Genomic DNA, 12,691 nt, shown 5'->3' on the forward strand with positions numbered 1-12,691 from the left:
ACTTGAGTAAAGTGGAATTAGAAAAAGCGATCGCTCAATCACTAAAACGATAAGTAGATAGAATTTAGAATTTAGAATTTAGAATTTAGAATTTAGTTGTAGGGTGGGCATTGCTTGAAATCAACCCCCAACCCAGGCAGAATTCATCTGAGCAATGCCCACCAACCAGGATACCTTAGGCCTGTTTCCAACTCCCAAACATTCTGGAATTTACATCAGTCTTTGCCCACCCTAGGGTATTGGTGGGCATTGCCCATATCATTGATAGCTGTTCAATCATGATATTCCGAGAGCAATGCCCACCCTACAATTTTACTTGAGTAAAGTGGAATTAGAAAAAGCGATCGCTCAATCACTAAAACGATAAGTAGATAGAATTTAGAATTTAGAATTTAGAATTTAGAATTTAGTTGTAGGGTGGGCATTGCTTGAAATCAACCCCCAACCCAGGCAGAATTCATCTGAGCAATGCCCACCAACCAGGATACCTTAGGCCTGTTTCCAACTCCCAAACATTCTGGAATTTACATCAGTCTTTGCCCACCCTAGGGTATTGGTGGGCATTGCCCATATCATTGATAGCTGTTCAATCATGATATTCCGAGAGCAATGCCCACCCTACAATTTTACTTGAGTAAAGTGGAATTAGAAAAAGCGATCGCTCAATCACTAAAACGATTAAAACGATAAGTAAAAAAGTTGGTGCTACAGGGAGCTATTCTATAATTCTACATTCTACATTCTACATTCTTCATTCTTCATTCTTCATTCTTCATTCTTCATTATGATTGCTCACACGCCCCAATACTGACCCAACTGCTAGAACCATCATCCCAATGCTCTTTTTTCCAAATCGGAGCATTATGCTTCAAGGTGTCAATAGCATACTTACAAGCTGCAAAGGCTTCTGAACGATGAGGACAGCCAATAGCGACTAACACGCTAATTTCCCCAATTTTTAAGCGACCGATGCGATGATGGATTACCACCCGATTCACATCAGACCATGAGGCACGAATCTGGGCAGCAATTGAGGAAAATACCCGTAATGCCATGGGCTCATAAGCTTGATACTCTAATGCTACCACTGGTTTCCCATCAGTCTGATTACGGACTGTGCCACTCATCATCACCACAGCTCCATTAGCCGGATCTTCAGCAAGGGCGTAAAGTTCTGATAGGGATAAGGGAGCGATGGTGATTGAAAAACTATCTACCGTTTGCTTTTCAGTGATCTTGGGCAGGGGAGTCATTGCCTGAGAATTCTAAGAAGTGTTAAGATTAGTAACAAATTCAGCTATAATATAGTTTATTTATATTTGTTGGTTGGATTTAATCAATACCCAACCTTAGCCCCATGTTCCGATTTGTTTAAAATACTTTAAAAATTAGGAGCAGGTGCTCTAAATTCAGATAGTATACCTAAATAATATTCAAATAATATTAAATTAAATCAGAAGTTTTTTCTCTGACAAGGGCAATGATGGCGTTGTGGAGGGCTATTTCTCAGTAGCCCACAAACATCTGCCGTTAATCCATTGATGCTACCTATCCTTAACCTCAAGCTAATTCAAGTCAAGCTCATCCTAGCTGATCAGTGATCAGTCTTATCGTCTTGAGCAACAGCCAACCTAGGGCTGATCATAACTAGGGCTGATTATAACCCGTTTGGAGATTATTTGATGGCAGGAGGAGAAGAGGCTGATGAACCAGCAAAGCTGGCAGCCCAAAACTCTTATAAAAGAATTACTGACCCTGAGCTCCAACAGGCGTTTGATGATGTCACAGCATTAGCCGCACAAATTTGCCAAACGCCCATGGCTCTGATTACCCTGATTGACTGTTACTGTCAATGGTGTCAGTCTAATCTGGGCTTAGATGAAACGTCAATAAGTCAAAATACCTTTTTATCCGGCCATCGGATTGAGTCAGCTGAGGTATTGGTAGTTCAGGATACCCTGGCTGATCAACGGTTTGCCACTGATCCTTTAGTTACTGCTGAGCCTCATATTCGGTTTTATGCTGGAGTTCCCCTAATTACCTCTGAGGGATACCCTCTGGGAACACTTGCCGTAATCGATCAAGTGCCAAAGGAACTTCAGCCACAACAGTTAGCGGGATTACAAGCCTTAAGTCGTCAACTGATCAGCCAACTGGAGCTAAAACAACAGTTAGCGGATTTACAGCAGCCTCAGTTAGAAAACCAAGGTTTTGAACCTGAATTTACCCAGGTTGACCAAGAACTGCTGGATTTTTTAGAAAATGGCTGCGTTGGTCTCCATTGCGTGGATAGCAATGGCATTATCCTGTGGGCTAATCAGGCAGAGTTAGATCTGCTGGGTTACAACGCCGACGAGTATATCGGTCACCACATTGGTGAATTTTACCCGGAGCAAGAGGTAATTGAAGATATCCTGGCCAGACTAACTGCTGAAGAAACCTTAAAAAACTACGAAGCCAGACTCTTGTGCAAAGATGGCTCGATTCGCCATGTGCTGATTAACTCTAATGTCCTCTGGAAAAATGGCAAATTTGTCCATACCCGATGTTTTACTCGTGACATTACTGAATGGAAACGGATCCAGCAAGAACGCGATCGCTTTTTTGACCTCTCCCTGGATTTGCTGTGTATAGCTGGTTTCGATGGCTACTTTAAGCGCTTGAGTCCTTCCTTTACTAGCACCTTGGGTTACACCGAAGCAGAACTAAAAAGCACCACGTTTTTCAATTTTGTCCATCCCGATGACCGAGGAGCAACCAGGGCGGAAATAGAACAATTGGGGACTGGCATCCCTACTGTCTACTTCGAGAATCGCTATCGCTGTCAAGATGGGTCTTATAAATGGCTAGCCTGGGCTGCTTATCCAGTAGTGAACGATGGTTTAATTTATGCGATCGCACGGGACATTACCGAGGCCAAACAAAAGCAAGCCAGCCTCGAAGAGAGTGAAGCTCGCTTCCGGATGATGGCTGATCATGCCCCAGTAATGATCTGGATGTCAGGCACTGATAAACTTTATAACTTTTTCAATCAGCTTTGGCTGAACTTCACCGGTAAGACCCTCGAACTTGAATTGGGCAAGGGCTGGGCTGAAGGGGTGCATCCTGATGACCTAGAGTTCAGCTTCAATACCTATATATCTGCCTTCGACGCCAGAGAAAATTTTCGCATGGAGTACCGCTTGCGACGTAGGGATGGGCAGTATCGTTGGATATTAGATATAGGCACTCCCCGATTTACCCCCAATGGGGACTTTGCCGGTTACATTGGTTCTTCCATTGATATCACTGAGCGCAAACAGGCGGAAGAGGCCCTGCGTAGACAGGGTCTGATTTTTGAGAGTATCTTCGATGGGATCATAATCACGGACTTAGCCGGTAGGATAATTGATTGGAATCCTGCTTCAGCGCGAATATTCGGCTACACCAAAGCTGAGGTATTGGGTAAAACTGCAGGGATTTTGCACCGACCGGAAGAGGCGGCTGTTCTAACCGAGCAGATTATCCAGGAGATGACCAGTTCGGGACGTTGGTCTGGGGAGATTCACTTTATTGGCAAAGATGGCAAGTGTGGGGTGTGTGAAACGGTGGTAGTACCTCTTTATGATCAGCAAGACAATATGGTGGCAACCATTGGTCTAAACCATGATATTACCGAGCGGGAGCAAAATCAGCAGCAATTGTATCAGAGCGAGGCTCGCTATCGCGCTATTGTCGAAGATCAAACAGAACTGATCTGTCGTTTCCGTCCTGATGGAACTCTTACCTTTGTCAATGGTGCCTACTGTCGCTATTTCAGCAAGTCAGAGCAAGAGTTGATTGGGCAACGGTTTTTGCCATTGATTCCCGATCAGGATCTCAAAAGGCTAGAACAGTGTATTACTTCTCTAAGCCCGGAGAATCCGGTAGAAACGGTTGAACACCGGGTGATTATGCCCACAGGAGAGATTCGCTGGCAGCAGTGGAGCGATCGTGCCATCTTTAACGAGCATGGTCAATTAATTGAGCTCCAGGCAGTAGGGCGGGACATTACTGAACACAAGCACGCAGACGAGCAACTTTTGCAAAAGTCTCAGGCTCTGGAAACCTTCAGTAACAACCTCAAACACCTACATCGGCTGAATACCACCAATTACCAAAACTTTGACTTGCTGTATACTGACTATCTGGAGACGGGTTGTGAAATTTTAGGCATGCCCACTGGCATTATTAGTCAAATACACCTTAATTCCTACACCATCCTGTCGGTCAGGTCTGATCTAGAAGGGTTAGTCTCTGGCTCAGAGTTTGAATTAAAAAATACCTATTGTGCTGTAGTCGTTCGCGAAAAAAAGACCATTTCCTATACTCATGTAGGTGAGATGGAGCTAATGCATGCTCATCGAGTCTACCAAACTCTAAAACTTGAGTCCTATATCGGGACTCCCATATTTGTCTATGGTGAAGTCTACGGCTCCCTCAATTTTTCCTCAACCCAGGTCAGAGAAAGGGATTTCCAGCCTCACGAACGGGAAATTGTAGAATTAATGGCTCAAAGTCTTGGTCGATTAATTGCAGCTCATCAAGCGGAAATAGAGCGCCAACAGGCAGAAGCTGCACTGCTCGGTAGTGAATCGACCCTGCGTAGTTTTTTCAACAGTTCCGCACTATTGATGGGGGTCGTGGAACTGTTGGATGATGACATCCTGCATATTTCTGATAATAACAGTACAGCGAATTTTTTCGGGACTACACCCGAGGCCATGCAGAATCGGTTAGCCAGTGAGTTGGGGGCACCCAAAACTCATATCCATCGGTGGATTACCCATTACCGAGAAAGCCAACAAAGCAATCAGCCCATTTCCTTCGAGTATGATCACACCACTGAAACCGATACCCGCTGGTTATGCGCCACTGTATGCCCAATTCCCGACACAACCACTCCTCGCCCCCGATTTTCCTATGTGGTGGATGACATTACTGAGCGTAAGTTAGCAGAGCAAGAACTCAAGCGCCAAAATCAGCGATCGCAATTGTTTTCAGAAATTACCCTGAAAATCCGCCAGTCTCTACAACTGGATCAGATTCTGCAAACGGCGGTTACAGAAGTGCAACAATTTCTCAAGGCTGACCGAGTTGTACTGTTCCAACTGAGTTTTGATGGCTGGGGGAAAGTGCTTCAAGAAGCAGTAGTACCTGGTTGGCCAATCATGCTCGGACAAAGCATCGAAGATCCTTGCTTTCATGAAGAGTACCTGGACCAGTATCGTCAGGGAAGGGTTAGCAACATCTGTGACTTAGAAAAATCTGATATCCAAGCTTGCCATGTAGAAATGCTGCAACAGTTTGGGGTAAAAGCTAACCTAGTGGTGCCAATTCAGCAACAAGACCAACTTTGGGGTTTGCTCATTGCCCATCAGTGTTCGAATCCACGACAATGGACTAACTTTGAAAGTGAATTGTTGCAACAACTGGCCGACCAAATTGGTATTGCCTTAGCCCAAGCCCAGCTTTTAGGAACAGAAACCCGTCAGCGTCAGGAACTTGCCCGTTCTAATGCTGAACTGCAACAGTTTGCCTATGTAGCATCCCACGATCTGCAAGAACCCCTGCGCAAGATTCAGGCATTTGGCGATCGCCTTCAGACAAAGTATCATGAACAGTTAACGGAGCAGGGTCAGGACTACCTGGAACGGATGCAGAATGCTGCAGCACGGATGCAGGTGTTAATCAATGACTTGCTTAGCCTTTCCCGGGTGACCACCAAGACCAGACCTTTGGTTGCGACTGATCTGGCTCAAGTGGTGCAAGAGGTACTCTCTGATTTAGAACTACGTATCCAGCAATCTGGTGGCGTAGTGGAAGTCGGTGAACTACATACTATTGAAGCTGATCCCCTGCAAATGCGTCAACTGTTGCAAAACCTGATCAGTAACGGACTTAAATTCCGACCAGAACCAAGAGGTAACCTCGTTAAAATTTATAGCCAACTGCTTCAGGAAAGTTTTCCCTTAAGTTATGGAGGCGCAACCGTTAATCAGCGTTGTCAGATCATAGTCGAAGACAATGGTATTGGGTTTGACCCCAAGTATGGCAATCGCATTTTCCAAACCTTTCAACGGCTCCATGGTCGCAGCGAATATGAAGGAACCGGCATCGGTCTAGCTATCTGCCGTAAAATTGTGGAACGCCATAATGGTAGCATCATGGCAGAGAGCACACCAGGACAGGGGGCTAAGTTTATTGTTAGGGTGCCGATTAAACAAAATTGAAGCTGGAAGATTGTTCGCGTAGCGTGGCCGAAAGGCCAAGGTTAAAGGTTAAAGGTTAAAGGTTAAAGGTTAAAGGTTAAAGGTTAAAGGTTAAAGGTTAAAGGTTAAAGGTTAAAGGTTAAAGGTTAAAGGTTAAAGGTTAAAGGTTAAAGGTTAAAGGTTTAAGCTTAAACGTTAAATAATGAAAACATACTAGTAGTTGAGTGACTAATCCATAAAATACTTCAAATTTACACCTTTATACTTCATAACCCCTTCATAATGCCTTTATAATTCCTTTATAATTTTTGGTCGAGGAGATAATGCTGAGTGAATGAAAGCCGAAATCCCGTGATAATTTTAATGGCAGATGATGATCCGGATGATTGTCTATTGGCAAGGGAGGCTCTGTTAGAGAGTCAGTTGACCGATGAGCTATACTTTGTCAGTGATGGCGAGGAATTGATGGATTATCTGTATCACCGTGGTAAACACAGGCAGGCGAGCATGTCCCCTCGTCCAAGTTTAATCCTACTGGATTTGAATATGCCGAAAAAAGATGGTCGTGAGGCCCTCAGAGAAATTAGGGCTGATCCTAATCTACGAGTTATACCAGTTGTAGTGCTGACTACCTCAAAGGCTGAAGAAGATATCTATCACAGTTATAACTTAGGAGCAAATTCTTTCATCGTTAAGCCTGTCACCTATAGTTCCCTAATTGAGGTGATGGAAACGTTAAAAAAGTACTGGTTGGACATCGCCGAATTGCCCCCCGAAGGGAATAGATTGCCCTAACCGACTACCATGAGTAAATACTCACAACCGCCAGCTGAACGTTCTGATGTTTCTACTGATGTTTCTACTGTATCACTAAAAACTGATCCACTCAGGACTATTTCCAAAACCGACCCTCATCAATGTTCGTTGATCACAAAGCCAGCAAATTGCTTACCCTTTTCAGAACTCAGAACTCACCACCCTCGACTAATTTCCTTCGATTCCTCTGGTGCCAGACCAATGTACAACCCTTTGGTTAACGTATTACTCGTTGATGATGACGAAGATGACTATATTATAACTCGTGATTTACTGTCGGAAAACCGGAGAGCTAGATTTAGCTTGACTTGGGTGGCAACCTATGCTAAGGGCTTAGAAATGATTGGTCAGAACCACCATGATGTTTATCTACTGGACTACCGTCTTGGTGAGCATAATGGACTTGAACTCCTAGGTGAAGCCATTGCCAGGGGGTGTACAGCACCGATTATCCTCCTAACTGCTCAGGGAGACCATGAGGTTGACATGGAAGCCATGAAAGCTGGGGCAGCAGATTACCTGGATAAGAGTCAACTTAGAGGACCTTTACTAGAGCGTTCCATCCGCTATGCCCTTGAGCGCCAGCAAGCGCAACAAAAAATTCGGGAACAAGCAGCGTTGTTGGATGTGGCAACCGATGCCATTCTGGTTCGGGATCTAGACAATACTATCTCATTTTGGAATAAAGGAGCGGAGTGTCTATACGGTTGGCAGGCAGCAGAAGTGATTGGAAAAAAAGAGCATCTACTGCTGTACGAACAAGCACCAGCTGACCTAGCCGAGGCAGACCAAAGTGTTGCCAAAACAGGGGAGTGGTATGGTGAGTTGAATCAAGTCACCAAAGATGGCAAAGAAATTATTGTTGAAAGTCGCTGGACTTTGGTGCAAAATCCTCAGGGACAGGCCAAATCAATCTTGATTGTCAATACTAATATCACTGAAAAAAAACAACTGGAAACCCAGTTTCTCCACGCTCAGCGCATGGAGAGCATTGGTACCTTAGCTGGGGGCATTGCCCATGATTTGAACAACTTATTAGCTCCTATTCTAATGTCAGCTCAACTGTTGCAGCTGAAAATCTCAGATCAGCGGCATTTGCAACTCCTAAAAACTGTAGAGAATAATGCTAGGCGGGGGGCTGGTTTAGTCAAGCAAGTTTTATCCTTTGCTCGGGGTATTACAGGTCAACGAACGGTTTTACAAGTCAGGCATTTGATTCGGGAAATTCGCCACATTATCCTAGAAACATTTCCCAGATCCATTGAATTGTCTACGGATATAGACCCCAATCTTTGGTCTGTATCTGGGGATGCCACACAACTGCACCAAGTTTTGATGAACCTCTGCATCAATGCTCGTGATGCTATGGTTGATGGTGGAACGTTGACATTGTCTGCTCAAAATATTTTTTTAGATCCAAACTATGCCAGGATGCATATTGATGCCGATGTCGGTCCCTACATTGTGGTGACCGTTGCTGATAGTGGCATTGGTATTCCCCTGAAAATACAGCCAAGAATTTTCGAGCCATTTTTCACTACTAAAGAAATCGGTCAAGGTACAGGACTGGGTTTGTCTACTGTCAGAGGTATTGTGAAAAGTCACGGCGGTTTTGTAAATGTGTATAGTGAATTGGGCGTAGGTACTAACTTTAAAGTATATTTGCCAGCAGTAGAACACTTCCCAATTCCTTCCGAGGAAGAACTAGAACTACCGACAGGAAACGGTGAGTTGATTTTAGTGGTGGATGACGAAGCTGCTATTGGTGAGATTACCAAGACTTCCTTAGAAAACTATGGCTATCGGGTGATGACTAGCAGGGATGGTAGGGAAGCGATCGCACTCTATAGGCAACATCAGGATGACATTAGATTGGTGCTGATGGATATGATGATGCCGGTTATGGATGGACCAACAACCATCCTTCAATTGCGAGAAATTAACTCGCAGCTCAAAATTATTGGCATCAGTGGGTTGCCTATCAGTGATAAAGTCGATGCGGCGGCTGAAGCTGGGGTTAAGACCTTTTTGTCTAAGCCTTACACCGCTAAGGAATTATTGCAGGCTATTGATGGTGTGCTTAAAGGTAGTTAATTGTTATATAGCAGTTGTCAATTTGGTGAGTACAAAGTTATCGGTTTTAGGGAACAGCGGATCTGGGAACAGCGGATCTGGGAACAGAAACATTTCTTAACCTTTACTTCGACTGCTATAATTATTAAGTTTAATGGTTAATTATTTATTTCAGTTGTGTAAGCATTCAGCTATCAGCTATCAGCTTATGCGCTAAAGATGGTGCTACTTGAGGTGCTTTTATTCAAAAGCTGACGGCTGACGGCTGATAGCTGATAGCTGAATGGCTTTTGCCGTTAAAACTTGACTATAAGTTAACGATTACAGGGGAATGGTCGCTAGGTTTATCTAGTTTTCTCGGTTCTATGTCAATGGTACAACTAATCGCTTGATTGTAAAGATTGGGGGTTAGGTAGATATGGTCAATCCGCCAACCCCGATTACCCCGAAAGGCACGGGTGCGATAGTCCCACCAACTAAAATTACCCCCTTCTTTGGTAAATTTGCGAAAGGCATCCCCTAAACCTAGGTCTAAGACAGATTGTAGGGCTTGACGTTCTACTGGGGAAGCCATGATGTGCTTTTCTTTGCCTTTAGGATTATGGATATCCCGGTCTTCTAGGGCAATATTAAAGTCCCCACATACACAAAGTTCATGGGACTGTTCTTCTAGGATACTGTGTAAATAGTCCCGCAGTATCTTCAGCCAACGCAGCTTGTAGTCGTACTTCTCACTGTTGACCGAAGCCCCATTGGGAACATATAGGTTAACAATGCGGACGCCGTCTACTGTAGCGCTAATCACTCGCTTTTGTTCATCTAGGTCCCCCACCTGAGCTGTATCCAACACGGCAGCAAAGCCCATACTTACGTCTGTAGCTGGTTTCCGGCTACAGATGGCTACACCGTTATAGGATTTTTGCCCAGAAATATAAAGGTAATAACCCAATTCTTCAAAAAGCGATCGCGGAAACTGGGCATCAACTACTTTAGTTTCTTGCAGGCAAAGCACATCTACTTGGGTACGTTGCAACCAATCTATTACTTGAGCTTGGCGACTCCGAATTGAGTTGACGTTCCAGGTAGCGATTTTCATTAGTCCTACAGCTGATTAAATTTAGTCCAAAACAGACAGCAACTACCTCTACACCAGCATTGGGGAGCAAGATATATATGCCTTCCACTCAGACATCAAAACCAGAGTACCATAGTTTTCAAGAGGCGAGTTTAGGCGTAAATTCGCCAGATATTACGTCGGACAGATGACGCTAATCCCCTTCAACTAAATTGAAGGGGTTGATTACAGTTTTTGATAACAGTTGATTAGGAGCTTGAAGTTTTTTTGAGTAATGGATAATGGGGCTTTGGGTAATTTATTATATTACCTGTTACCTGTTACATTTTGCCTTGTATAAATTGGTGTTCTGCCACCAACCTCCCTAACTCAGGCAACAAAGCCAAGTTACGAGGTCGCTGGAGACGATAAACACTACACTGATTGGCAAGCTGAGCACACTGAAGAAGATGGGATGCTTTCTCAGAGTCAAATAAACTGTTTAGACGGGAGTGATGGGATAGTTCCATCACCGCCTCCTGAAGTTTCAGACGCTTAATACTCAACTGTGAACCTGAAACCAGTACATAGATGCACCGGATTGGTAGTAGCGCTTGGGTAAAATCCTGATTTAACAGATAGCCAGGTTTATTTAACTTCGGTACCAGCAGACCCAGCTTATCCTGGTCATATCCCAAAACCTTAGCTACTTCTCGACTTAGTTTAATTTGAGGAAAGCTAGGAGCAACTTTCGCTTTCCCCTGATCCAATCTCACAGGTGCAACATCATCAGTGATGATTCTGTATCCCTGAGTATGGAGTGCAGCAGCAATTGAAGACTTACCTTCACCGGAATTACCCAAGAAAACAACCGCACCACCATTAATATTGACTACACTGGCATGTAGCACCAACAATCCCCGCTGATAAAGCAGAATCGCCATCACAGTTCCCACTAGAGCCGTTTGAATGCGGCTCAGGCAGGCTCCTGCTGCGGGAATGATTATAATCGTGTTTCCCCCCTGTACCAGAAACAGCCCTGTGTCTTTGAGATAAATCACTGCCTCATCTCGACTCAACTGGAAAGCCATCGGCTGCTGGATAACTTCCTTTGGAATGTAGTCACTGATTTTGCGATTCGGCGATCGCGTAGCGTGGCCTACGGCCTCAGCCGACGCTACGCGAACGCATCCCGTACTGTAATCATTACTCTGAATGTGAATCGTAACATCACACTCTACTTCTGCTGGGATAAACTCTGGGATTGGTAGCGCCGAGTGGATTCCCAAACCATAAGCAACATAGGAAAACAGCTTTTGCTTGTTGCCACCCAAGGCTTTGCAATCCACTGATTGGCTGTCAATTTCGGAGATATCGCCAACTGAACACTTAGACATTGTCTTAGAGATTGTGCCATCCAAACTCATAATTAATTTCTCAAATAACTATTGCGCGTAGATGCAATCACTAGAAACTGATGCAGTAGTTTCTTGACTCCCCTTGATGAGCCATTGCAGTTCAGAAATTACTCTGGCATCCGTTGCTCAAGCCTAATTGTAGGGGCGCAAGGCTTGCTCCCTCACTATATGTAGCTAAGTTTTAGCTATTATGGTTTAGTAATTAGCTTTTTCAGCTTAAAATCTAATTATCGTTAATAAAGCCCAATAAATTGCTGAAATTATTAAGATTAATTAATTACGCAATAAAAACGTAAAACCAAGTCTTTTATATTTCAATAATCCCCCTAAATCTACCTTAATAAGGGAATTGAGGGTTTTCATTAGTGATTTGAGATATAGTACTGGTTCCAAATACCATTCTAAAATTTGGTTCACAGTCCATAGCTGATCAATCTAATGGCAGATTTTCACCCCGGTAGCATTTAGACTATCTTCAACGGATTTAGCTTGATAATTTTAGCCCTTCAAGTCAATTAAACTGTATCCTAATTAATCGATTTTTTCCACAAATACCTAAAATTTTAATAAAACTTAAATTCTTTACCAAAATAAAAATTATAAAAATCTCTAATAATTAGCCATTATTAGAGATTTTACAAATGATTTGTAAACCGAGAACGTGATTTTTTTATAATTAAAAAAACTCGGTATTCTTTACCCCTGTTAGCAGATACCGAGTTCCGTGTTACCTAAAAGGTTTAATTTTATGTTCACATCTCAAATGGAAATGTTATAGCATTAGCTAGGGAGTAGGGAGTAGGGAGTAGGGAGTAGGGAGTAGGGAGTAGGGAAGTCAGAAGGTAAGCATTCAGCAGTCAGCGGTCAGCAGTCAGCGGTCAGCTTATTTTATTCAAAAGCACCGATTGCAATACTTGAGGTGCTGCGCGAACAGTACCGTGGCACAGGCTAGAAGCCTGTGACCCATAAGCTAATAGCTGATAGCTGATAGCTGATAGCTGATAGCTGATAGCTGATAGCTGATAGCTGATAGCTGATAGCTGATAGCTGATAGCTGATAGCTGATAGCTGATAGCTGATAGCTGATAGCTGATAGCTGA

The 12,691-nt window shown here is 43.7% G+C and carries 7 protein-coding genes and 1 pseudogene; 4 read left to right on the forward strand and 4 right to left on the reverse strand.

What is annotated here, in order from left to right:
* Positions 1-782: 782 nt before the first annotated feature.
* Positions 783-1,253: a molybdenum cofactor biosynthesis protein MoaE gene (locus F6K37_RS17510; protein ID WP_287251380.1), complete on the reverse strand. Its 471-nt coding sequence runs from the start codon at positions 1,251-1,253 to the stop codon at positions 783-785.
* Between the two features lie 429 nt (positions 1,254-1,682).
* Here F6K37_RS17510 and F6K37_RS45535 point away from each other — a divergent pair.
* The 4 genes and pseudogenes from F6K37_RS45535 to F6K37_RS17525 all read left to right on the forward strand — a co-directional run.
* Positions 1,683-4,535: pseudogene (locus F6K37_RS45535) on the forward strand (PAS domain S-box protein); the annotation flags it as partial.
* Positions 4,527-6,251 (forward strand): PAS domain-containing sensor histidine kinase, encoded by a 1,725-nt coding sequence (locus F6K37_RS45540; RefSeq protein WP_502887753.1) that lies wholly within the window; start codon positions 4,527-4,529, stop codon positions 6,249-6,251. The pseudogene F6K37_RS45535 and the gene F6K37_RS45540, both read left to right, overlap by 9 nt.
* Positions 6,252-6,593: 342 nt before the next feature.
* The gene (locus tag F6K37_RS17520) at positions 6,594-7,025 is read left to right on the forward strand and encodes a response regulator (protein ID WP_008186031.1); all 432 of its coding nucleotides are present in this window, start codon (positions 6,594-6,596) and stop codon (positions 7,023-7,025) included.
* Positions 7,026-7,247: 222 nt separating this feature from the next.
* Positions 7,248-9,140, forward strand: coding sequence for a hybrid sensor histidine kinase/response regulator (locus tag F6K37_RS17525; protein ID WP_502887754.1), 1,893 nt, complete (start codon positions 7,248-7,250; stop codon positions 9,138-9,140).
* Between the two features lie 286 nt (positions 9,141-9,426).
* On the opposite strand, the gene xth is transcribed toward F6K37_RS17525, so the two are convergent.
* From xth to F6K37_RS17540, 3 genes are all read right to left on the reverse strand, one after another.
* Entirely contained in the window at positions 9,427-10,215 is a 789-nt protein-coding gene (xth, locus tag F6K37_RS17530) for an exodeoxyribonuclease III (RefSeq protein ID WP_287251384.1), read from the reverse strand.
* A gap of 299 nt (positions 10,216-10,514) precedes the next feature.
* Positions 10,515-11,570 carry a P-loop NTPase family protein gene (locus F6K37_RS17535; RefSeq protein ID WP_008186039.1) on the reverse strand — a complete coding sequence of 352 codons (1,056 nt, stop codon included), beginning with the start codon at positions 11,568-11,570 and terminating at the stop codon, positions 10,515-10,517.
* Between the two features lie 899 nt (positions 11,571-12,469).
* On the reverse strand, positions 12,470-12,691 hold a 222-nt coding region (locus F6K37_RS17540), incomplete at its 5' end, for a hypothetical protein (protein WP_287251385.1).

The sequence above is a fragment of the Moorena sp. SIO4E2 genome (assembly GCF_010671945.1).
Lineage (GTDB): Bacteria > Cyanobacteriota > Cyanobacteriia > Cyanobacteriales > Coleofasciculaceae > Moorena > Moorena producens.